This is a genomic window from Nocardiopsis valliformis DSM 45023 (genome assembly GCF_000340985.1).
GTDB lineage: Bacteria > Actinomycetota > Actinomycetes > Streptosporangiales > Streptosporangiaceae > Nocardiopsis > Nocardiopsis exhalans.
This window is the reverse complement of record NZ_ANAZ01000008.1, coordinates 353,352-375,644: the sequence shown is the minus strand read 5'-3', so window position 1 is coordinate 375,644 and position 22,293 is coordinate 353,352. Positions and strand designations below refer to the sequence as shown.

The 22,293-nt window shown below is 71.5% G+C and carries 16 protein-coding genes and 1 pseudogene; 7 read left to right on the top strand and 10 right to left on the bottom strand.

The window, feature by feature from the left end; translation table 11 throughout:
• Positions 1 to 66 precede the first annotated feature (66 nt).
• Genes D457_RS0109865 through D457_RS0109855 form a run of 3 tightly spaced genes read right to left on the bottom strand, consistent with a single transcriptional unit; the run spans position 67 to position 3,222 of the window.
• A complete protein-coding gene (locus D457_RS0109865) occupies positions 67 to 1,098 on the bottom strand; it encodes a FecCD family ABC transporter permease (protein ID WP_017580498.1) in 1,032 nt (343 codons plus the stop codon).
• Positions 1,095 to 2,177 carry an iron chelate uptake ABC transporter family permease subunit gene (locus tag D457_RS0109860; protein ID WP_017580497.1) on the bottom strand — a complete coding sequence of 361 codons (1,083 nt, stop codon included), beginning with the start codon at positions 2,175 to 2,177 and terminating at the stop codon, positions 1,095 to 1,097. Before D457_RS0109860 ends, D457_RS0109865 begins: the two co-directional genes overlap by 4 nt.
• 46 nt (positions 2,178 to 2,223) lie before the next feature.
• Positions 2,224 to 3,222, bottom strand: coding sequence for an ABC transporter substrate-binding protein (locus tag D457_RS0109855; RefSeq protein ID WP_017580496.1), 999 nt, complete (start codon positions 3,220 to 3,222; stop codon positions 2,224 to 2,226).
• 146 nt (positions 3,223 to 3,368) lie between these two features.
• Here D457_RS0109855 and D457_RS0109850 point away from each other — a divergent pair, with 146 nt between their 5' ends.
• The 5 genes from D457_RS0109850 to D457_RS0109830 all read left to right on the top strand — a co-directional run bounded on the left by D457_RS0109850 (position 3,369) and on the right by D457_RS0109830 (position 10,291).
• Complete coding sequence (locus tag D457_RS0109850; protein ID WP_017580495.1) at positions 3,369 to 4,118, top strand: helix-turn-helix domain-containing protein; 750 nt, start codon at positions 3,369 to 3,371, stop codon at positions 4,116 to 4,118.
• A gap of 483 nt (positions 4,119 to 4,601) precedes the next feature.
• A complete protein-coding gene (locus D457_RS0109845) occupies positions 4,602 to 6,620 on the top strand; it encodes a dynamin family protein (RefSeq protein WP_017580494.1) in 2,019 nt (672 codons plus the stop codon).
• A complete protein-coding gene (locus tag D457_RS36135; protein ID WP_160167395.1) occupies positions 6,613 to 8,337 on the top strand; it encodes a hypothetical protein in 1,725 nt (574 codons plus the stop codon). Before D457_RS0109845 ends, D457_RS36135 begins: the two co-directional genes overlap by 8 nt.
• The gene (locus tag D457_RS32265) at positions 8,334 to 9,623 is read left to right on the top strand and encodes a dynamin family protein (RefSeq protein ID WP_039831103.1); all 1,290 of its coding nucleotides are present in this window, start codon (positions 8,334 to 8,336) and stop codon (positions 9,621 to 9,623) included. The genes D457_RS36135 and D457_RS32265 overlap by 4 nt, the downstream gene beginning before the upstream one ends.
• Before the next feature lie 5 nt (positions 9,624 to 9,628).
• Positions 9,629 to 10,291, top strand: a complete 663-nt coding sequence (locus tag D457_RS0109830) for a hypothetical protein (RefSeq protein WP_017580492.1) — start codon at positions 9,629 to 9,631, stop codon at positions 10,289 to 10,291.
• A 32-nt stretch (positions 10,292 to 10,323) separates the two neighbouring features.
• On the opposite strand, the gene D457_RS34040 is transcribed toward D457_RS0109830, so the two are convergent.
• Both D457_RS34040 and D457_RS32255 read right to left on the bottom strand, forming a co-directional pair.
• The gene (locus D457_RS34040) at positions 10,324 to 11,292 is read right to left on the bottom strand and encodes a hypothetical protein (protein ID WP_152514190.1); all 969 of its coding nucleotides are present in this window, start codon (positions 11,290 to 11,292) and stop codon (positions 10,324 to 10,326) included.
• A complete protein-coding gene (locus D457_RS32255) occupies positions 11,289 to 12,026 on the bottom strand; it encodes a Crp/Fnr family transcriptional regulator (protein WP_017580490.1) in 738 nt (245 codons plus the stop codon). Before D457_RS32255 ends, D457_RS34040 begins: the two co-directional genes overlap by 4 nt.
• A 713-nt stretch (positions 12,027 to 12,739) precedes the next feature.
• On the opposite strand from D457_RS32255, the gene D457_RS32250 reads away from it, so the two are divergent.
• Both D457_RS32250 and D457_RS37705 read left to right on the top strand, forming a co-directional pair.
• The gene (locus D457_RS32250; RefSeq protein WP_051072894.1) at positions 12,740 to 14,050 is read left to right on the top strand and encodes a tetratricopeptide repeat protein; all 1,311 of its coding nucleotides are present in this window, start codon (positions 12,740 to 12,742) and stop codon (positions 14,048 to 14,050) included.
• Between the two features lie 61 nt (positions 14,051 to 14,111).
• Positions 14,112 to 14,294 (top strand): annotated as a pseudogene (locus D457_RS37705) (response regulator transcription factor); the annotation flags it as partial.
• 149 nt (positions 14,295 to 14,443) lie between these two features.
• On the opposite strand, the gene D457_RS37700 reads toward D457_RS37705, so the two are convergent.
• From D457_RS37700 to lanKC, 5 genes are all read right to left on the bottom strand, one after another.
• Complete coding sequence (locus D457_RS37700) at positions 14,444 to 14,815, bottom strand: DUF2207 domain-containing protein (protein WP_338043034.1); 372 nt, start codon at positions 14,813 to 14,815, stop codon at positions 14,444 to 14,446.
• Between the two features lie 382 nt (positions 14,816 to 15,197).
• Positions 15,198 to 16,952 carry an ATP-binding cassette domain-containing protein gene (locus D457_RS0109810; RefSeq protein WP_017580488.1) on the bottom strand — a complete coding sequence of 585 codons (1,755 nt, stop codon included), beginning with the start codon at positions 16,950 to 16,952 and terminating at the stop codon, positions 15,198 to 15,200.
• A gap of 104 nt (positions 16,953 to 17,056) precedes the next feature.
• On the bottom strand, positions 17,057 to 18,814 hold the full coding sequence (locus D457_RS0109805; RefSeq protein WP_017580487.1) for an ATP-binding cassette domain-containing protein: 1,758 nt from the start codon (positions 18,812 to 18,814) through the stop codon (positions 17,057 to 17,059).
• Between the two features lie 156 nt (positions 18,815 to 18,970).
• On the bottom strand, positions 18,971 to 19,096 hold the full coding sequence (locus D457_RS0109800) for a SapB/AmfS family lanthipeptide (RefSeq protein WP_017580486.1): 126 nt from the start codon (positions 19,094 to 19,096) through the stop codon (positions 18,971 to 18,973).
• Positions 19,097 to 19,131: 35 nt separating this feature from the next.
• Positions 19,132 to 21,789, bottom strand: coding sequence for a class III lanthionine synthetase LanKC (gene lanKC, locus D457_RS0109795; RefSeq protein ID WP_017580485.1), 2,658 nt, complete (start codon positions 21,787 to 21,789; stop codon positions 19,132 to 19,134).
• Positions 21,790 to 22,293: the final 504 nt, after the last annotated feature.

Here is a 22,293-nt window from a genome sequence, read left to right as displayed (position 1 = left end):
GCCGATTTCGCTACTGGTAGCAAGAAGCGTCACGGGGGAGAGGGGCGCGGGCCCCGCACACCGGTTTCAGGACCTGCCGGACTCCCGCAGGAGCAGCCACACCAGGTAGCCGCCGCCCAGGCACACGGTGACCGCGCCCACCGGCAGCGAGGTGTGCGCGAACGAGTGCTGGGCGACCAGGTCCGCCAGGGACAGCAGCACCGCGCCCACCAGGGCCGAGCCCGTCAGGTCCACCACCCCGCCCCGGCCGGTCAGCCGCCGCGCGATCTGCGGTGCGGCCAACGCAACGAACGCGATCGGACCGGTGACCGCGGTGACCACCGACGTGAAGCCGACACCGACCACCACCAGGAGCGCCTTCGTCCGTTCGACCGGAACACCCAGCATGGACGCGGTGTCGTCGCCCAGTTCCAGCTGCCGCGTCCGGCGCTCCAACACCGGTAGGGCCAGAGTCAGCAGGCCAGCGGCCACGGCGGCGAACCCCACCGGGGCCCACCCCACACCGTTGAGCGTTCCGGCGCCCCAGACCGCCGCGCGCAGCGCCAGGTCCAGGTCGGCCTTGACCGAGAACCAGGTGTTGACGGAGGTCAGCATGGCGCTGACCGCGATGCCGACGATGATGAGCCGGAAGCCCCGCATCCCCTGGCGCAGGGCGAGCAGGTACACCAGCAGCGCCGTGCCCAGCCCCCCGGCCAGCGCTCCGCCCGCCATGGCCGCGTACCCGCTGCCGCCCAGCATGATCGCGCACACCACACCGGTGTAGGAGCCGGTGGTGAGTCCGATGACGTCGGGGCTGCCCAGCGGGTTGCGCGTCAGGGACTGGAAGAGGGCGCCGCTCAACCCCAGGCACGCGCCGAAAAGCGCGGCGGCCAGCGCCCGGGGCGCACGCCACTCCACGACGACCAGCCGGTCGGGTCCGTGCGCGCCCGGAGCCAGGGCGCCGAGGACCTCGGCGGGCGACAGCGGCCGCGACCCCATCGACAAGGCGGCCAGCACACAGCCGACCAGGACGGGCAGGAGCAGGCCGTAGGCCAGGAGCGCGCGCCGGGAGGAGCGCAGGCTCACGCGCCCTGCCCTCAGGACGATCGTGTCGTTCACAGGGCACCTGTCTTCGCGCTACGGACCAGCAGGATGAGCACGGGCGCCCCGAACAGGGCGGTGATGACGCCGACCTGGAGTTCGGCGGGCCACACGACCAGGCGCCCCAGGACATCGGAGAGCAGCACCAGCACGGGTGCCAGTACCAGGGTGAACGGCAGGATCCACCGCTGGTCCGGGCCGGTGACCAGGCGGACCGCGTGCGGCACCATGAGCCCGACGAAGCCGATGGGGCCCACGGCAGCCGTGGCCGATCCGCACAGCAGTGTGATCGCGGCGACCCCGAGCACGCGGGTCAGCGCGACGCGCGCCCCCACCGCGTGGGCGAGTTCGTCGCCCAGGGCCAGGGCGTTGAGGGGCCGCACCAGCGCCAGTGCCAGGACCAGCCCGGCCACCACGAAGGGGACGATGGTCTCCACCGTGCCGTCCGGACGGTCCGCGAGGGTGCCCGCTCCCCAGTAGCGCATCCGGTCGAAAGCCTGGGGGTCCAGCAGGGACAGGGCCGAGGCGGCCCCGGCAAAGACCGCGCCGAGCGCCACCCCGACCAGGGTCAGACGCAGCGGGGTCGCACCGCCCGGTCCGCGGGCGGCCACCGCGTACACGAGCACGGTGGCGCCCAGGGCCCCGGCCAGGCCCCACCACAGGTACTGGTCCAGGCGTGTCACCCCGAAGGCCGCCACACCGACGGTGATGGCGAAGGCCGCGCCCGAGTTGACCCCGAGGATGCCGGGATCGGCCAGCGGGTTGCGGGTCAGGGCCTGGGCCAGGGCTCCGGCCACCCCCAGAGCGGCTCCCGTCAGCAACCCCAGTACCGTGCGCGGCACCCGCAGGGAGAGCACCGTGAGGTGGTCGATCCCCTGGTCGGACGAGACCAGGGCGGCCCACACGGTAGCCGCCGGCAGCCGGGCCGACCCCACCAGGAGGCTGGCAGCGCAGGACAGGGCGAGCAGGACCAGGCACAGGGCCAGCCACAGTGGGCGTCGGCGCAGGGTGCGGTCACCGGTACCGGCTGCGGCCGCGGCGCTTGCGGGCGCGTGCCGCTCGCCCGGCCCCCGGGTGGCCGTCACGGTCCCGCGCACGTCAGCGTGGCCGCGAGTCCGATGCCGGGTGCTGTTCGTGCCCCTCTCACGAGAACTGCTCCTCGACGATGTCGAGGAGGGCCATCTCCTCGTCGTAGTCGCCGCGCAGGACCCAGTGCGGCAGGTCGTAGGCGCGGCCGCCCTCGAACGCGGGCAGGGCCGAGTACACGTCGGACTCCGACACGGTCGCCACGTCGGCGGTGTCACCGTTGAAACCGAGCACGAACACCGTGGGAGCGGTGACCATCTGGCCGACCTGTTCGGTGGAGAGCTCGAACATGTCGCCACCGGTGGTGTAGGGCTCGACGTCGTTCTCGGCGAACAGGGGGTCGGTCTCGAAGCCGAGCCGTTCGAAGGTCCGGGGCAGCCCGGTGTCCTCGATGAGCGCGTAGGGGGTGTGGTCGGCGGTCAGTACCAGGAACGTGACCGGGCCGGGCGGCGGGGTGATGGCCTCGCGTACCTTCTCCACGCGTTCGTCGTAGGCGGCCACCAGCTCCTCGTAGCGCCCGCCCTCGTCGAAGACCTCCTCGGCGAGGAACCCGTACTGCTCCTGCCAGGTGGCGTGGGAGCCGCTGACGATCACGGTCGGAGCGATCTCGCTGAGCTGGTCGTAGACCTCGATCGCCTGGAACAGGGGGAAGCCCAGGCCGCCCGCGACGATCAGGTCGGGCTCGGCTCCCAGGACCGCTTCGAGGTCGAAGCCGTCCGTGCTCCAGGGCAGGAACTCGGTCCCGTCCTGCTCGGCGTCCTCGGCCCAGAAGTCCGAGTAGGCGCCTTCACCGTCGGCGTCCTCGGGGACTGTGGCCACCACCGGCACGTCCAGTCCGTAGAGGTATCCCGCCAGCGCGTAGTTCAGGACCACGACCCGCTGTGGGTCGTCGGGGACGGTCACCTCTCCCTGGTCGGTCTGTACGGTCCGGGTCTCCGCGTCATCGGACGCAGGGCCGGGGGAGGCGCCGTCGGCGGACCCGCAACCGGAGACGAGGAGGATTCCGGCGGCCAGAGCGCAGGCCAGAGGGAGGGGGAAGGGACGGGTGGATCGCATGGGACCTCGATCTGGGGCAGGGGAGCGGGCGCTCGGACAACCGGGGGTGAATATAAGGTAAGGCTAGGCTAATATTCCTGTCGCCGCTGGTGGTGCCCCAGGTGACACCGGCAGGCGCCCGAGACGACATGTTCCCTGGAGCGAGGATGACGCCGAAACAGCTCTGCCGGGTCGTGCCGGAGAACTCGATCCGGTTCCTGGGACACGACACCCACGCCCACGACGTCCCCCACCTGATCCACGTGGTCACGGGCACCGCGGATCTGGTGGTCGAGGGGCAGCAGATCACCCTGGCGGCCCGCTACAACCTCTGGCTGGCCCCGGGCGTCCCCCATTCGATGCGTCCGCGGGACGCGGGCATGGCTCTGGGGCCGATGCTCTCACCGGCTACGCTCCCGCCGGAACGGGTCCACCGCCTCGGCGTCGTTCCCGCCCTGACCAGGGTCATGATGACCGTTCTGGGTGCCGCACCGGCCACCGCTGAGCAGGTCCACCCCTTCCGGCAGGCGCTCGACGCCGTTCTGGAGGGCCTGCCCCGGCCCTGTTTCCCGGTCCCGGTCCCCGAGCACCCGGTGGCCCGGGCGATCGCACGCGAGGCACTCGATCGCGACACCACGCTGGAGGAGCTCGCACGGCGCCACCACACGAGCGTCCGCCACGTGCAGCGACTCTTCGCCGAACAGACGGGATATCCGTTCACCCGTTGGCGGACGCGCGCTCGGCTGAACACGGCCGTCTCGAGTCTGCGCGCCGGGTACGGCCTGCCTGAGGCCGCCCGGGCCTCCGGTTACCTGACCCGCAGCGGCCTCGTTCGGGCGCTCAGCCGTGAGACCGGTCTGCCCGAGTCCCGTTTCGCACATGACCCCCTGTCCGCGCTCGGCCCGGCCCCGGCTTAGGCCCAAGGTCGTTCAGTGAGGTCGATCGCCTGTCGGCGGAACTCCTCGGGGTAGGTCTTGCGGGCCGTGCCCTGATTCTCGCTTCCTCCCGACACCTGTCGGGTTCGGCGTGTCCGAGATCCAGGGTCAAGGCCCTTGATCAAGTGGCGCGAGGGCGGGCTGATGTCTTTCTTCAGCCCGCCGCTTGACATAGAAGCCTTACGGAGAAGAGGGGGCCAAACCCTCCCCCGGACCCCCGCCACCCACCACCAGCGAAGGGCCCCGTGAAACTCTCCCAGTTGATGGTTGACCTTAGCGTGAGCCCCGCGCACGTGGGCACGGTCTCGGCCCAGGGCCGGCTCTGGAACGCGGATGCGCTTGCGCACCGAGCGGCGCCCCGGCCCGGAGGCGCCCCACCCAATCCACCCCGCGAAACCATACATGTGCGCTATTTGCGCCTACTCCGCCCGTGGTCTGCTTCCTCTGAGCGGAGAGAGGGGCGCCATGCGCGCGATCGAGGGCACGGGTGTTGCCGAGAAGCAACTGGACTTCGCCGACGAGCTTCTGAACCTGTATGAGGGGGCGGACCCGCGTCGCGCGAACTGGCAGGAAGCGCTGGCCCGGGCCAGGAGCCGCCTGGCCGAGCAGCGCTACTACCTCGCTGTCATCGGAGAGTTCAACAGCGGCAAGAGCACCTTCATCAACGCCCTGCTGGAGACCGAACTGCTGGCCTCCAGCGCAGGAGAGGCGACCACGGCCATCGTGCGTATCGCCTACGGTCGCCGGTTCACCGTCCGGGTCGAGTTCCGGGACGGGAACCGGTGGGGAGGGGAGGGGCCGGTACCGGGCGGACACGGACGGATCCGCCCGGTCCGAGCCCCCGACGAGATGATCGGCGAGGGCCTCAGCGGAGCCGAGATCGGGCAGCGGCTCGACACGCTCGAACTGCGTGACGCCCTACGCGCGGTGATGACCGACCCCACCGTCGCACCGGCCATCGGCGCCGTGCACGTCGAACTCCCCGCGCCGCTCCTGGCCAGTGGCCTCGTACTCATCGACACCCCCGGCAGCGAGTCCGCCTACACGGACGAACGCGCCGAGCTGGCCCGCCGGGCCGTCACCGACGCCGACGCGGCCGTCATCGTCAACCAGCAGGGCAAGATCCTGTCGAACTCCCTGGTCGCCTTCCTCAACGACGCACTCGACGAAGGACTGCGCTCGCGGTGCGTGTTCGTGGTGACCAGGGCCGACAACGCCGAGCCCGAGGAACTCGCTGACCTGGACACCGCGGCCCGCCGACGCGTCGCCGACCGGCTCCGCATCGATCCGGCCCTGGTCTGGAGCGCGCCCCTGCACGTGCTCAAGGCCAAGGACGGGGACCCCGGGGCCGACCGTATCTGGGCGGAGCGCTTCGACCTCACCCGGGCCTGGCTGCGCCGTATCGCCGAGACCCGCCGCCCCGCGGCCGTCGCCGACACCGCCCTGCGAGTGGTCGCCGACGTGCTCGCCGAACTCGAGGAGGACCTCGGGCGAAGCGTCGCCGACCTCGAACACCGTCGCGGCGAACTGGAGGCGACCGCTCCGGCGGACATGGACGAACTCCTGTCCCGCCAGGTCCGGGCGGGTCTGGAAGACCTGCACGAGCAGAGCCGGGAGCTCCGGGCGGCTCTGCCCGAGGCCGCCGAACAGACGGTGCGCACAGTGCGGGAGCAGATGGAGGAGGCCGTCTCCGGCATCTCCAACGACTCCGTTCTCCGGAGGGTCTTCGACGAGGACGTCCCGCCCAGGGCCGCCGCCACCGTCCAGGCCTTCGCCGACCAGTGGCTCACCACGATCAACAACCGCTTCACCGCGTCCTTGGAGTCCGCGTCGTCCCACCTCGACGCCGCCTTCTCCACGGCCTACGACCAGCTCCGCCGGATCGGCCCCGTCAGCGGGGACCCCCTGGACACCGCCGGGGCCCACAGCGGATCTCTCGGTATCCGGTTGGCCGGAGACAGCTTCAGCGAAACGCAGAGGTTCCTCAGTGACAACAGCCGTCGGGACACCGTGTCGTTGGGCGGCGGCGCGGGAGCCGGAGCGCTGATCGGGACGCTCATCCTCCCCGGCGTGGGCACGGTCGTGGGCGGTCTCGTCGGTGTGCTGGCCAGCAACGCCTTCTTCGTCCGTGACACGGAGACCGTGCGCAGGGAAGCCGTGGACAGGGCGATCGGGCCGGTGCGGGAAAGGGTCGACTCCCTGCGCACCCACCTGCTCTCGGCCATCACGGCCTGCTGCGGCCGCGCAGAGGCGGAACTGCGCCTGCGGGCCCAGCGCTACCGCGACACCTACGCCAGCAACGTCGAGAAGCTGCACGAGGGCCACCGTCTCGAACAGGAGCGGTTGCGCGATCGCGGCCGCAGGCTGGCCCAGGGGCGTTCCCGCGCCCTCGCCAGGGGCGCCGAGGTCCAGGAGGAACGCACACGCCTGCGGCGCGCCGCCGCCTTGACCACCACGGACCCCTTCGGAGGCTTCGATGACTGAGACACCCCCGTATCCCGCCTTCAGAGAGCGGTTGGCCCAGACCCGGGAACTGGCCGACCGGGCCGGGGCCGCCACAGGGCTGCTCGACGAACTCTCCGAGGTCTCCGCGCACGCCGACCGGCCCCTGGTCCGTGTCGCAGTGGCGGGCTGTACCGCCCGCGAACGCAACCGCCTGGTCAACGCCCTCGTCGGAGACCGTGTACTGCCGCCTGGCATCGGCGACGACATTCCCGTCCTGGTCATCCCCGGTGCCTACGACACCTGGGAGACCCGTACCGCACAGGGGTGGAGCGTCCACTCCGCACCGCCCACCGCCGATCCCACCGCTTCCACCGATTCCGTCGCCCGGGCGGCCTCGGACACCGGACCCGGCCGCGAGGTCACCGCGGTGCGAGTGAGCTCCACCGCCCTCGCCCAGACCGGGCTCGGCCTCGAACTCATCAGCAGCCCCGGCGGCGGAGAGGCACCCCACTCCGCTGACGCGGTCATCCTGCCGGTCCTGGCCACCGCCGCCGTCACGCACTCCGAACGGGCCTTCCTCCAGGACCTGCTGGAACACGGCCTGCCCGCCGATCACATCCTCGTGGGCCTCACCCGTACCGAACTCGTGGACCACGAGGAGCGCGAGGATGTCGTGCGCTACGTGCACCAGAGGACCCGGGAGCTCTCCTCCGAACTGGCGGTGGCCGTCGAGCGCACCTCCAGCGACAACGGCGAGTTCCTCACGGAGATCCGTTCCTGGATCACCGGCACCGTCACCACCCGGCCCACAAACGCCCGCGCCCGTCACGTCGCCCACCGCCTCGCCGACTGCCTGGACCGGATCGGGGAACTCGCCCGAGCGGGCGAACGGGAGGCCGCCGAACAACGCCGCCGCCGCGCAGCGGAGGCGGAAACCGCACGCGTCGCGCACGAGGCACGGCTGCGCCGTTTTGACCACTTCCGGGAGGACGTGCGCGCACATCGCAACGCCGCCTACGGCCGTCTGCGGGACGAACGCGACCGGATCCGCGCAGCGCTGACCAAGGACCTCCAGCACGCTCTGTACTCCAGTGGCAACCCGCGGGTGTGGTGGACGACGGAGCTCCCTCACCGGTTGCGGAACAGGCTCATCGCCTGGAACCAGAGCGTCCGCGCCCTCCTGCAACCGGCTGCCGCCCGGGAGCTGCGCGACATCGACCGCAAGGTCCACCAGGCCTTCGACCTGCACCTGCGTGCGCCGCAGCCGCCCGAATCCGGGTTCGAGGAGATCGAGGTCGCGGTCCCCGACGACCCCGGCCTCACCGACCTCGGCAAACGGCGCATCGTGTACCGGTTGGCGCCCAGCGGCGCAGCCCTGGTCGCCGCCCTGCTCGTGCCCGGCTTCGGTCCGGTCCTGGCCCTGACCGCCTCCGCGGTCGGCACCACCCTGAGCGAGGTGCGGTTGCGCGCCCTCGTCGGAGAACAGCGCGACGCGGTCGGTGACAAACTGCCCGGCATCGTCCGTGAGCAGGTGGACTCCTGCGCCGCCACCGTCCGCAGCGAACTCCAACACCTCTACCAGTACATGGAGGACGAGGTGACGCGCCTGCGCGAGGAATGGCACACGCGCCAGGCCCCGGTCCCACACGCAGCCCCCGGACCGGACTGGTCTGGGATCGCCGCACGCACCGAACGACTGGCCGCCGAGCTCCTCAGCGAGGCAGGGCCCGTGGAGACGAAGGGAACCACACGATGACACAGAACGCACGGGGCATCAGCGGCTACGAGGCGTTCGCGCAAATGCGCGGCGAACTCCTCGACATGGCAGACACCCTCGGACGGAGCGCGGGCGAACTGGACCAGGACACCCTCAGCACCGCCGTCACCGAACTCCGCGACCGGATCAGCAGGGACAGCTTCTCGGTGATCATCATGGGCGAGTTCAACTCCGGCAAGACCACCACGGTCAACGCCCTGCTCGGCGAGAAGGTGCTGCCCGTCAGCGGCAAGCCCACCACGGCGGTGCTCACCGTCGTCAAGTGGGGGCAGGAGCGCAGGGCCACGCTCTACCCCCTCGAACCCGGTGACCGGCCCGAGGAGGGGAAGCCCGTCGACCCGGACGAGCTCCACCACCACATCACCATCGACGCCGGCGCCACAGCCCCCCGCACCTGGGGGCGGGCGGAGGTCGAGTGGCCCCTGGACCTGTGCCGCAACAACGTGGAGATCATCGACTCGCCCGGCCTCAACGAGGACGAGGCGCGCTCACGGATCACTCTCGAACACACCACCAGCGCCGACGCTGTGGTCTTCGTCGTCAGCGCGCTGCAGGGGTTGTCGCAGAGCGAACGCGAGGTCATCGACCACAACCTGTGTATGTTCGAGCACGACAACCTCTACCTGCTGGTCAACCGGATCAACCAGGTCGAGGACGAGGTTGAGGAGGTCCGAGCCGACCTGCTCGCCCGAGCCAAGGAGTACTGGGGGCTCGACGAGGACCGGGTGCTGTTCATCGACTCCCGCTCGGCCCTGCTCGGGCGTTCCGCCGACGACCCTGACCGGGTCGTCGCCTCCGGTCTGGTCGAGTTCGAGCACAGCCTGGAACGCTTCCTCACCGAACAGAAGAGCCGGATCAAGATCGTGGTGCCCGCCTCCGAGATCGGCGACCTGGCGTCGGCCGCTCGGGAGAACATCGATGACCTGTACGTGCTCATGGACAAGGACCTCGCCGAGCTCACCGGGGAGTACGAGCGCCAGCAGGGCCCCCTCGACCGGCTCTGGGAGGAACGCAACACCATCGACCGCATCATCGGCAACCACCTGGAGGCGACCCGCCAGCAGGTGTCGGAGTCCGCCGAACGCATGCTGCTGTCAGCCGCGGACTCCTGTGTGTCCTGGGCACGGGGGGTGCCCACCAGAACCGGGTCGACCTGGCGCTGTGGCGGGCCGGGAGGAACGCCGAGGCCCTCAGCGAGGAGATCAACAACGCACTGTCCGACCGCATCCTGGAACACGCCGACACTTGGCGTAAGGGCGAACTGACGACGTTGCTCGACCAGCGTGCCACCGAACTGCAGGAGCAGGTCGGTGAGAGGTTCGTGGCCTTCGCCGAGGACCTCGACAAGATCCGCACCGCCCTGCTCAACGCCGGTACCGACGGCCGTGAACACCTGCCCTCGACGTTCTCCCGCACCGCGAGCGCGGGCGCGGGACTGCTGTTCAACCCGGGCACCGCCCTGATTGGGTCCCAGTTCGGGTTCAAGGCGATGCTCAAGGAACTCGTACCCCAGTTGGCGGTCATGGTCGGTCTGGCACTGCTCGGGTTCGGCCCCGGCGTGATCTTCGCCGCCGCCGCGGGGGTGGGGGCGGTACGCACCTTCGCCCAGATGAACAAACTCAATGAGAAGATCGTGCGCACCGCCGCCGAACAGGTCTCCAGGGAACTGCGGTCCAAAGCCCCCGTGCTGGCCGACACGATCGCCGGGGACGTGCACCGGCAACTCGACGCCCACCGACAGCGGGTCGACCGCGGGCTCGCTGACTCCATCAACTCCGTGCGCGACCAGGTACGGTTCGCGCTGAACCGGCGCGACGAGGCCCAGCAGACCGCCGAGGAGCGCAGGCGGAACCTGACGGTCCACCGGCGCGCCCTCGACGAGGTGCGGCGCCGCTCCGCCCAGGTGGTCAAGGACTGGGCGCTGGTCCGGTGAGCCGGTGAGGTCAGCGGTGCTGACCGCACCGGTCAGAACACGTCCGGGAACCCGTCGAAGCTCTCCCCGCCCTCTGCGCCTGAGCCCCCCTCGGCCTCAGCGCCCTCCTCCGGGTGGGCCCCGTCGCCGAGATCGACCCGGCCCTCCACACCGACATGGAACTCGGTGTCGGAGGCCGGGGCGTCCAGGCCGTGCTCCGGGTCGTGCTCCGGGCCCCGGCCCGCGCCGGAGGCCGTACCCTCGCGCTCGGAGGGCGGGGAGGAGAGACGCTCCACCACGTACTCGGCCGCCGCGGCGCCGAGAACCGCCGCGCCCCCGCTGACCGCCCCCTCGCTCACGGACCGGGCCATGCCCGAGGCCCGCGACCGCTCGCCGTCCGGGGCACCGCCGGAAGGCGCCGACGCCTCCGCCGAGCCGGAGGGCAGGGTGATCCAGGCGTCCCCGGAGAACCGCTCCGGGCGGGTAGCGACCTTCACCCGGGAGAAGTCTTTGGGACTCAGACCCGGATAGTCCTCGCGTTCGACCAGGTCCCGGTACATGTGGTGGGGCAGGACCACCGCCAGGTCGCGGCCGGGGTTCTCGCTCAGGGCAGCTCGCAGCGGTTCGCAGTCACACAGGCGACAGACCTCGAGCACTCCGTCTCCGGCCCACCCGTTCGCACCGCGGTGGGTGATGCCCTGGCCGATCGCCGCACGTATCCGCATCCGGCGGGAGGCCATCACCCGGCGGTTGGACCGGCCCAGGGACACGCCCAGGGCACTGCACAGCCGCGACACCGTTCGTGGCTCGTCCACCTTCTGCGGCAGCAAGATCAGCAGCCCGTCGCCCTGCTCCTGCTGGTCGACCCGGCGCCAGGGCACCCCGGCGACGCTCAGGGCGTCCTTGACCACTTCGCGCAGGCGCTTTTGCAGAGCGAGCTGTTCGGTGTTGTTCCGGCTGCTGTAGGACTCGACGTCGGTGACCAGGCACACCCGGCGCTCCCCGCGCGGCACCGCACTCACTCCCGCCCCCCGGTGTCACCGGGGCAGTCCTGCGACATCGCCGCCAGCCGGGCGGTGTCGGTGATGACGACCTGTCGGTACCGGGTGATCAGGACGCCGGAGCCCCGCAGGGTTCCCAGAGCCCGCCGGATACTCTGCTCGGTCGTGCCCACGAGCGCGGCCAGGTCGGCCTGGCTGAGCGGTGCGGTGATCACCAGGCCCTCGTCGGTGCGCCGACCGCAGTAGCGGCCGAGTTTCTCCAACACCCTGACCAGCCGTGTCACCACGGGGGCGCCGGTAGCGGCGGTGCGGTGCCCGATGGCCTCGCGCAGCTTGGCGTTGACGCTGTTCTGCACGGCGTTGCCGATCGCGGGCCTGGCCCCGAGGAAGTCACGCAGCACGGTGCCGCCGATAGTCCGCACCCGGGTCGGCGCCGCCGCCATGACCGTGGCCGAGCGCGGTCGCCCGTCCAGCACCGAGAGCTCTCCCACGATGTCACCGGCCATCCGAATGGCCAGCAGGGTGGTGTGGCCCTGGGAGTCCGCGCCGAGTACCTTGACGCAGCCTCCGAGGATCAGGTGTGCTTCCCGGCCCGTTTCCCCGAACCGCATCAGGAGCGAGCCCCGGTCGAAACCGCGCGCGGTCCCCAAGGAGAGGAACGCGGCTCGTTCGGGCGCGGTGAGTGAGGCCATCAGACTCTGGGAGTGCCAGCCCTCGTCCGCGATCCAGGGGTGAGAGTGGGGTTGTGCGGGCACCGGTTCTCGTGTCGCGGGGGGACGTGCCGCTGGAAGCTTCGCCATACCTGCCGCCGTGTGGTCTGGAGCGTGGGAGCTCGACGGGATCTGTCGCCGCAGCGGGAGCACGTCCAGGGAAGGGGCCGGGCCAGAGCGTTCCGGAGACGTCGCGGATGGAGGGGCGGGGGAGCCCCTCACTGGTGATTTTAGCTTTCGGGGCGCCAGTACGGTAGGAAAACGGCGCTATCTGTCGGTTCGCTGTGCTGCCGTCGGGCCCTGGGGCCCGCACCGCCTCATCTGACCTGCGAACTCCGCGACCGCGACGGTCATCCGGTGTCCTTGGCGACCCTGTTCCGCCGTACGCTGCATTCGCAGGTCGTTGATTGTGAGCCCAGTACACGCGGGGAGAACCGGTTCCCACTGGCTGGTGCAGGTCTGCCCGTCACACATCGACTCGATGTGCTGTTCGGTGAGGCGGGTGACACGTGACCCCCTGAACCGACCGCGCGCATGGCGAAGGGCGTCGGGGATCAGTGTGTGACAACCGACCTCGGAACTCTTCTGGGGTCCAAACTCATGCTCCTCACCACAGCCGAGGGCAGCGTGTGCGCCTTCTGCCCGGCCTACCCCAAGGGGCCGGACGAACGCACACAAGCGCTGCGCCTGCTTCGCGCCCAGGAGCGCGATGTGATCGGTGGCACAAGGGGAGAGTCTCCTGGGGGAGGTGCCTGGTCGTGGCGAACGAGCCGAGGGTGGAGGCGGCGAGAGCCGCGGCCTTCGCGTGCCGGTGGGCGGAGGCCGAGCGGTGCTTCCGCGACCTGGACCCCGCCGAACTGGACGGGCCCGCGCTGGACGACCTCGCCGACACCCACTGGTGGCGGTGCCGCCTGGAGGAGTCCATCGCCGCGCGCCAGCGCGCCTATGCCGCCCACCACGCCGCCAGAGCGGCGCCCGAGGCCGCCATGGCCGCCTGGCGGCTGTTCGACGCCCACCTGATGTACGGCAGGGAGCGGGTGGCCGCCGGATGGCTGCGGTGCGTGCGCAGCCGCCTGGAGGGCGTGCCGGAGTGCGCTGTGCACGGTTACCTGGCCTTCGCCGACGCCGAGGGCGCCTACCATTGCTCGGACCTGGCCGCCGCGTGGGAGGCCGCCGCGCGGATGGTGGATCTGGGCGAGAGGCACGGCGACCCGGACCTGTCGGCGATGGGCACCGTGGTCAGGGGGCGCGTCCGTGTCGCCGAGGGTTTAGTGGAGGAGGGCCTGGGCCTGCTGGACGAGGCCATGTGCGCCGTCCTGGCCGAGGAGACCACCCCGCTGTTCACCGGCTGGATCCACTGCCTGGTGGTGTCCGACTGCTTCGCCGTCGGCGACCTGGAACGTGCCGAGGAGTGGACCGAGGCCGCCATGACCTGGTGTGAGAGTCTGGAGCCGGAGGCTCCCTACCGCGGCATGTGCCGGATCAAGCGGGTGGAGCTGAACGCGCTGCGCGGTGACCTGGACGGGGCCGAACGCGAGTGCCGCCGTGCCTGCGACGAACTCCTCGCCTACCAGCCCGCCTCGGCCGCCGAGGGTTACACCGTACTCGGTGAGATCCTCCGTCGCCGCGGCGCGGCCGCCGACGCGGACAAGTCCTTCGCCCGCGCCCGCGACCTGGGCGGTGAAGGCCAGCCCGGGCTCGCCCTCGTACGGCTCGCGCTCGGAGACCCTGACGCGGCGGCGAACATGCTCGAAGGACGCAGGCCCGTGTCCGGCATGGACCCGACCGGCCGTGCCCGGCACCTGGCCGCGGTGGCCGAGGTCGCACACGTACGCGGCGATCTGCCCGCGCTCAAGTCCGCCGCGGCCGGACTGGCCGAGTACGCTCGCAGCACCCTGGAGGGCGCCGCCGCGGACCTGACCACGGCGCGGCTGCGCCTGATGGAGGGCCGTCCCGCGCTGGCGCTGGTCTCCGCGCGCCGCGCGCCGCGCGCACGGCGCGCTGACGGGGATCGGCCTGCCCTTCGAGGCCGCTCAGGCGCGGATACTGGCCGGGACCGCCCGTGTTGAGGGGGGCGACCTGCCCGGTGCCCGACAGGACTGGGCACAGGCGCGCGAGCAGTTCGCTGCAGTGGGGGCCCGTGCCGATGCCGAGCGCGTGTCCGGGCTCCTGGGACCCGTCACCCGTCTGCCGCACGGGCTGACCCCGCGCGAGGCACAGATCCTGCGACTGGTCGCGACGGGCCGGACTAACCGGTCCATCGCCGCGGAGCTGCACATCAGCGAGCACACGGTGGCCCGCCACATGAACAACATCTTCACCAAGCAACGCCACGTCGACCGACTCGACGGGAACTCTCCAGCCGGTACCGATGATGTCGGCGTAGTAGTTGGGCGTGCCGTCACCGCCCAGGGTGGTCAGGCGTTCATAGGTGTAAGCGATCTCGAAGACGTGCTCACCGGTCAGAGCCGGATCGGCTTCGAAGTTGCCCAGGCGCACGAGGGTCGTGCTCTCTCCGTGGCTCTCCTTGCGGTGGTGGCTGATATCCACCGCAGGCCGTCTGGTCCCTCTCCCCGGATACCGGTGAGGCCGAAGTCGCGCCAACCGTAGCCGTCGATCCACCCGGTCTCGGGCAGCTCCCGGGCCAGGCTGTGGGACGGCTCGTCACCGAAGTCGTAGGTAACCGTCTCGACCATGTCGACCGCCCCCGAGGCGTGCACCGTGACCTGGGTATCGAACCCCGTGACGCGCCACCAGGAATACGGAGCGGCTTCCCGGCCGAGGAGGAGGTGGAGGCCGAGGGCGAGCAGGATCAGCAGCGAGGCGCTTCCCACCAGCACGGCTCTGGTGATGGGGGTGGCCTTCCAGGCCACCGGCGCCTACACGCTCGGTTTCGGGCTGCTCGCGGTGGTGGCTCTGGCCACCGCCCTGTACACGGCCGTCGCCTTCCGGGGTGCGGCGCAGGTCAGGGCGGAGTGGTGGTCCGCCCCGCCTGACCCCGGGGAACGCGGGAGCACGGGTGGCTCAGGTTCGCGCCCGGGCCACACGGACGGCCGCGTGCAGCCGCAGTCAACGGGCCGCGTTCCGCGAAACCCTGGACCGCGGTTCCCGCGCACACGGAGGGGCGCGCACCCCTGCGACCGCGAACCGTCGGCGCGGCCCCGGACCGCCGGCGGGGGTGGAGGAGCCCTGCCCCGGACACGGGGCCCGGCGTGCTCAGCCGGACGCGTTCCAGTGCCCGGTCAGGTCCCGGTAGAGCGGGGAGTCGCGCAGCAAAGACCGGTGTGTGCCGAACGCCGTGCCCGTGCCGTCCAGGACAAGGATCCGGTCGGCCCGCAGCGCCGACGACAGCCGGTGCGCGATGACGAGCAGTGTCGTGTCCGGGCGGTCTGCCAACGCGTCCTCCGCGTGCGCCTCGGCGGCCGGGTCCAGATGGCAGGTCGACTCGTCCAGGATGAGCAGCGGCGCCGGGGACACGTAGGCCCGGCCCAGGCAGAGCGCCTGCCGCTCCCCGGCCGAGAGGCTCGCGGGATCCACGTCGGCGTCCAGGCCGCCGAGGCGGTCCACCAGCGCTTCCAGCCGCAGCGCCGCCACCGCCCGGACGATACGGTCGTTCCCGGCACCGGGCTCCAGCTGGGCGAGGTTCTCCCTGACCGAACCGGCGAAGACGTAGCCCTCCTGGGGGAGGAGCACCCGCATCCGGGCCAGTTCCCGTGGAGAACGCCCGGCGATCGGCTGTCCCGCCAGCCGTACGGTTCCCTCGTCCGGGGCGTGCAGTCCGGACAGCACGTGCGCCAGCGTGGATTTGCCGATCCCGCTGGGGCCGACGACCGCGATGCGCTCCCCCGCCCCGACCGAGAGTGAGAAACCCTCCACCAGGGGGCGTGTCCCCGCCCCGTAGGACACCCGCACACCACGGCACCACACCGCCGGCACCGGCCCCGGTCCGGTGCCCGGGAAGGAGAACGCCCCGCGCGCACCCGGCTCCGCCGCCCGGGGGGTTCCCCCGCCCGCGGTGTCCGCGCCGTCCGCATCCACGGACACGAACCGGTCCAGGACCACCACGAGACGGCTGCCCGCGGCGCCCACGGCGGTCATCATCGCCCGGAGCGCCGGCAGCAGGGACTGCACGAGATAGGCCAGGGCCCCCATGATCGCGCCCGTGGTGACGCCCTGCCCCAGGAGCCACGGCGTGGCGGCTAGCAGCATGAGTACGGGGAGGTGGCCGGCGACTCCGAGCGTCAGGGTCCGCACGGCCGTCCACCGGGCCAGGGACCGCGTCGACGCGGCGGCCTCCTCGACCAGGGCTCTGGTCTCCTCGTTCGCCGTGTCTGTGACCCCGCAGGCCACCAGGTCGCGCAGTTGGCCCGGCAGACCTCCGGCACGATCGGTGAACGCCTCGTCGGCGTCCAGGAACCGGCGTTGCGCCGCGGCCATGGGGGCCAGGGTCAGTAGGAAGAGCACCAGCCCGAGCAGTATGGGGGGTAGCACGACCAGCAGCAGTGCGGGGGCCAGGGCGAACATCCCCACCAGCACCCCCGCCGCGATGAACAGGAAGGACCGCACCGTCAGGACCAGGCCGGCGAAGCTGTCCCGCGCGATCTCCGTCTGCTGGGTGAGCCGCGAGACCGCGGCGCGCCGGGCACCCGCCGCCCGTGCCGGATCGGCCACGGCCCGGTTCAGCGCCTGGCGGACCGCGCGCCGCACCAGCCCGTCCCGCAGCGGCTCCACCAGCCCGGAGAGCTGACCGAAAACACCGCGCAGTACGGGCCCGGCCAGCAGGATCGAGACTGCGGCGACGGCCAGCCACCCCAGGCCGACGGTGGGCTGCCCCGCCAGAAACCCCTGGTCCAGGGCGCGCGCCAGACAGATCCCGACGAGGAAGGTCTGCGCCGACTCCAGCAACGACCAGGCGCCCAGGCGCAGCAGCACCCGCCTGTGGCGCCACAGGAAGGGCCGGGCGTGCGGCATCAGCCGGCGTATCGCGCCCCGGTGGTGGCCGGACCGGGGTGGGGGCTGGCTAGCCGACCCGGCTGTCCGCGCCGGTCCGGCCTCCTCCGCCAACGCTGCGGGCCTCACCGGTCCACCCGCTCACCGCGGGCGTCGCCGCAGTCGAAGACCGCTCGGTATTCGGGGTCGCGCCACAGTTCGGCGTGCGTGCGCACGGCCCGGACACGGCCGCCCTCCAGCCACACCACCTGGTCCGCGCGCGCCGCGGTGGAGAGCCGGTGCGCCATGACGATTCGGGTACCCGGGCGGACCTCACGCGCCAGGGCCCGGTCCACCTGCCGTTCGGTCGCCGTGTCGAGACTGGAGGTGGCGTCGTCCAGGATCATCAGCCGCCCGGCGTGGGCGAACGCCCGGGCCAGTCCCAGCCGTTGCAGTTCCCCGCCTGAGAGCGGTGCCTCCTCCAGCGCGGTGGCGTACCCGCGGGGGAGCGCCCGGACGAAGTCGTCGGCTCCGGCCGCCCGCGCGGCCGCCCGTACGCGCTCGGCCGACGGGGTCTGGACCCCCGAGGCGATCGCGTCCGCGACGGTGGCGCCCCGCAGCGAGGGCCGCTCGAACGCGTATCCGACCTCCCTGCGGAGTAGGTCGGACGCCACCGCGCCCACGGGTACGCCGTCCAGGCGGACCTCGCCCTCGTCGGGGGTGGTGAGCCCTCCCGCGACGGAGCCCAGCGTCGACTTGCCGGAGCCGGAACGTCCCACGACGGCCACCGTCTGGCCTCCGGGCACGCGCAGGTCGACCCCGCGCAGCACCCACACGCCGTCAAGTGCCACTCCGACCCCGCGCAGTTCCAGTGTCCCGGGGCCTTCGGGAGGCAGCTCCCTACGCCCGTGGGCCAGCGGTGGGACGGTGATGAGCTCGTTCACACGACGCGCGGCCGTGCGGCCGCGGATCAGCGCTCCGAGCGGGCCGGCCACCGCCCCCAGCCCAGCGGCCAGTGCGGCGTAGCGGGACACCGCGAGCAGGTCGCCGACGCTGATCCTCCCCTCGGCGAGGCCGAACCCGCCTACGGCGAGTACGGCGGTGATGAGCAGGGGCATGAGTACTCCGCTGCGCGCCATCGCGGAGCCGTGCACTGACCACATGCGCCGCCCCTCGGTACCGAGCTCACTCAGGGGCCGCAGGACTCGTGCGCGTTCCTCGTCCGTGGTCCCGGCTGCGGCGATGGCGCGGGCACCGCCCAGGGCGTCCGTGAGCCGCGTCGCGAGCAGGGACTGCACCCGCTGGTACCGGGAGACGGTGTCGGAGGAGTCGCGGGCGAAGGAACGCAGCAGCAGGCCCAGGGCGGGGAGTCCCAGGAGGAAGGCCAACCCGATCCACGGGTCGATCACGAACAGCGCGACCAAAGCTCCGGCGGGGGCGAGGACGGCCGTGATGATCTGGGCTGCGGCGGCCGGGGCCGCCCCGGCCTCGGTGGCGTGCACCGAGAGCCGCGTGGCCACATCGCCGGGGGAGAACCGGCTCACGCTCCTGGGCGGGGCCGCCAGCAGCCGTCGGACCGCACGCAGCCGCAGCCAGGCGGTCGATCGTGCGCCGACCGTTCCCGCCAGCAGGGCGACGGTCGCGCCCAGGGCGACCTCGGCCGCGGTCAGGGCCACCGTCGCCGCCAGCGCGCGTCCGGCGCCCGGACGGCCCTCCAGGAGCAGGTCGAGGGTGAGGCCGAGCACGGCGGGCAGGGTCAGCGACGCGGCCGCCGCCGCGGCGGCGCACAGCAGGATTGCCGCGGTGCGTCCGGCGCTCGCCCTGGTCACCCGGGCGAGCAGGGCGTCCGCGGAGCGTGCGGCGCGGGGGTCGGCCTTGCCGTCACGCGGGCGGGTGGACACCATCCGGTCGCCTTCCTGCGGGGCTCGTGGCGGAGCCCGGCGGCGCCCACGGGCGCCGCCGGGCCGAAGGGGGTCCGTGTTCACCGGACCTGGAGCCGTGGGGTCGCGGGGTACCGGCCCCACGGCTCGCTCACACCGCGTTCGTCCACGGCCGGCTCCCTAGCAGGTGGTGATGCTCAGGCTGCTGTCGCCGCACAGCAGCAGGCTGGCGGTGCTGGTGCCCCCGGCCTCGCCGTGGGCCTCGTTCTTGGCGGTCTCCAGGGACTGCAGGTCGAGCAGGGTCATAGCTGTTATCCTTTCGATCGGAATTCGCTTCTCCGTTATTCATTTGTTCCGGACCATGGCAGTGGCCGGTTCTGGGTCCGCCGCAGCGGAGGGAGGAAGGGCAGCCGGGCAGGCTGTTCGCTCTGCGCTGCGGCGAGCGCCAGCAGACAGCCCGCGGTGCCCGTGGAGAGGTCCATGGAGAGCCGCATCAGCTGCTCCCCCGGGAAAGCCAGGTGGCCCTGGTAGCGCATGGCGTACCGGGTCAGGGCGTCGATCTGGCGGCGCACCTGTGTCGGCTCGGTGCCGGGCCCGGGAGCCGTCGTCCGGCTCAGGTACAGGACCATGCCCGCCAGACCGCGGAAGAGGCCCGGCTGTGCGTAGAAACCGGACCGCGCGGCCCCCACGATCTCAGGGCGGGCCCGTTCGAACACGTCGTCGGAACGGTGCTCCAGGTAGTCGTCGAGCACGATGCCCACACCGACGCTGCCCTCGCCCAGGTAGGGCATGGTCCGCCACCCCTCGTCCACCTGGAGCGTGCCGAAGGCGCTGGTGACGCAGCGGTCGAGGTCGGCCCGCAGCGTGCGCTCGGCCAGGTCGAGCAGCGCGGTGTCCCCGGTCCGCTCGTACAGGCGCAGGCAGAGCAGGGCCACACCCGCACCCCCATGGAGCAGCCCGGCGCGGCGCCGCTCGGGCGCAGCCGCCAGGAAGCCTTCTGCGGCCAGCTCCGCGCAGCGCAGCGCGCCCGAGTGCAGCTCCGACTCCCCGGTCTCGGTGCCCAGGGAGTCCAGGGCCAGCCCGATTCCGGCGGTCCCGCCGTGCAGGCCCGGACCGAGCCCCTCCCACGGCTGCGCCATGACCAGCTCGGCCAGTGACAGGGAAGCATCCCCGTGACCGAGGCGGTGCAGGGTCCAGGACAGCCCCGAGAGGCCGTCGAAGAAACCCAGGGGGGTCCCCGAGCCGGGCTCCTTGCTGTGCCGCACCAGCCACTGCTCGGCCTCGGGGCACCGCGCGGCGCCGCTCTCGGCGAGGGCGTAGAGCACTCCGGCGGCCCCGTAGCCGAAGGAAAGCCCGCCGCCGGGCGTCGTGAACTGGGTGATGTCGCCTGGAAAGTAGCGGTCCTCCCGGTCGGGGGTCGCCGAGGCGAGGATGGCGCTGACCATCGAGTCCCGGCTGCGGGGCCAGTCTCCCGGCTCGACCGGAGGGTAGGGGTCGTGTGCGTCGCTGACTGCGGTGCGCCCCTTCCGCGTGGACGCCCCCCTGCCCGCGGCACCGTCCGGGTCGCGCAGGATCTCGGCCACGCCGAGTTCCAGGAACTCCCGGGCCTCGGGGAAGACACGCGCGGCCTCCTCGGCCAGGTGCCGGGCCTTGCTCCGGTCCACCGCCAGCACATTGGTCAGCGGCAGGAGGAGGGCGATGCGCAGGCAGGCCAGGGCGTACAGGTCCACGTCGAAGCCCCGGCGCCCGCGCGGGGCGACGAAACCCGGGTTGGCGACCGTCTGGCGGCTGCCCTCGTCGATGTTCCGTGCGACCTCGAAGTCGAGCAGCACCACCGAGGACTCGTCCTCGGAAACCATGATGTTGAACAGGTGCAGGTCGTTGAAGACGATGCCGCGCGCGTGCACCGCCTCGACGGCCTCCTCCACCAGACCGTGCAGGCGCATCGCCCACCGGCCGTACTCCCTCAGCGCCTCCGGTGCGGGGTCGGCCTCGACCAGGGGGTGCCGGTGGGCGAAGTAGGAGTTCAACGGTTTGCCGTGGATGAACTCCATCACCAGGAAGTGGTGCTCGCCCAGGGTGAAGGAGTCCTTGACCTCGGGAGTGCAGGACAGTCCGGAGAGGTGTTCCAGGGCTGTGCGCTCCTGTTCCAGGCGGTGTACCGCGTCGGCGCCGTCGGCGGCCAGGCCGGCGTGCGGCCGGGCTTCCTTGAGTACCACGGGCTCACCGGTGCGCCGGTCCCGCCCGGCGTAGACACCGCCGCCGTTGGAGAAGTGCAGGGCGCGCTCGATGTCGTAGGGCAGACCGGTGACGTCCACGGCGTCGCGTGCCTCCAGGTGTGGACGGAGGAAGTCGGGGACGGTCACCCACTCCGGCACGTGGAAGGCCGGGCCGCGCTGGTCCGGCACGAGCACGCCCTCGTTGTTCTCCAACGCGGGCACCGGCTCGCCGTGCTCGTCGTAGCAGTGCCGTCGGGTGAAGCTCCCGTAGCGCAGGTGGACCGGCCCCGCGTTCCAGCGCAGGTCGCTGAGGATGTACGGGCCGGGTTCGCCGCCCACGAGTGCGTCCAGGCCGGCGGCGACCGAGGCGCACTCGTCGTCGGTCGGGTAGATGGTGATGAACTTCCCGCTGCCCCCGCGATCCGCGTACTTGGCGTTCCGGTTGTGCAGCAGGTACCGGGTGGGGACGAACTTGAAGGAGACGTCCCGTTCCACGCAGTAGTCCCAGACCCGGGCCAGGATCGTTTCCGCGTTGTCCAGGCAGGCGGAGACGTGGATCTTCCAGCCCTGGTCCGGTAGCCGGTGCTCAAGGGGACGCAGCGCCAACCAGTCACCGGTGCGGTTCCTCTGCCATCCTTCGGGTGCCGGCCACTCCGCTCTGGCGAAGACCTGGTCGCGTTCGCCGACCGTTCCGGAGGTGCCGGAACCAGCCCAGATGCGGTGGGGCGTGTCGTAGAAATAGCGGTCGGCGTCGCAGAACACACCGTACCCCTTGATCATACGAACTCCCTCACGGCTTAATTGGTCAGCGGCCTTCCAGATGGTGGCATGTTGGTTATCTCCATGTCCATACCTTTGCCTGTAATTTTTCGGGTCTTCCTTTACTCGGCATTAACTTACGGGGCGAAAAAGACGTCCTTCTTCGGTCCTGATCTGCGTATTCGCGGCTCCTGTGGCCAGGTTCGACGCGAGTGTGGCTTGCGGGGTGCGTACGGGGTCCTCCCTGTCACTTCCAGGGCCGAAAGACCCCTTTGCTTCGGAGGTGTCTGATAAAAGCAGGTCGAAGCGTTGGCAGGCCTCTGGCGTGGCATTTTACTGCGCTTGACGTGGTGTCGTTAATCTACTGGTTTGGGAAGTTTTGCGAGGTCTGTAAAGGGTGTGAACAGGGAGGTTGGGTCTTTCCGGGAAGGCGCGAGGGCATACTCAGGGGGTTCTCGGATGGGGGCTGGTTGAACCGCATGGCCTTGATAAAAACATTGAAGCCCTGTCTCCGGCGTCAACGTG

Bases quoted from the DNA above. Each gene is read 5' to 3' on its own strand.
- D457_RS0109855 (WP_017580496.1), bottom strand. From the start codon at position 3,222: ATGCGATCCACCCGTCCCTTCCCCCTCCCTCTGGCCTGCGCTCTGGCC.
- D457_RS0109850 (WP_017580495.1), top strand. From the start codon at position 3,369: ATGACGCCGAAACAGCTCTGCCGGGTCGTGCCGGAGAACTCGATCCGG.
- D457_RS0109845 (WP_017580494.1), top strand. From the start codon at position 4,602: ATGCGCGCGATCGAGGGCACGGGTGTTGCCGAGAAGCAACTGGACTTC.
- D457_RS36135 (WP_160167395.1), top strand. From the start codon at position 6,613: ATGACTGAGACACCCCCGTATCCCGCCTTCAGAGAGCGGTTGGCCCAG.
- D457_RS32265 (WP_039831103.1), top strand. From the start codon at position 8,334: ATGACACAGAACGCACGGGGCATCAGCGGCTACGAGGCGTTCGCGCAA.
- D457_RS0109810 (WP_017580488.1), bottom strand. From the start codon at position 16,952: ATGCCGCACGCCCGGCCCTTCCTGTGGCGCCACAGGCGGGTGCTGCTG.
- D457_RS0109805 (WP_017580487.1), bottom strand. From the start codon at position 18,814: ATGGTGTCCACCCGCCCGCGTGACGGCAAGGCCGACCCCCGCGCCGCA.
- D457_RS0109800 (WP_017580486.1), bottom strand. From the start codon at position 19,096: ATGACCCTGCTCGACCTGCAGTCCCTGGAGACCGCCAAGAACGAGGCC.
- lanKC (WP_017580485.1), bottom strand. From the start codon at position 21,789: ATGATCAAGGGGTACGGTGTGTTCTGCGACGCCGACCGCTATTTCTAC.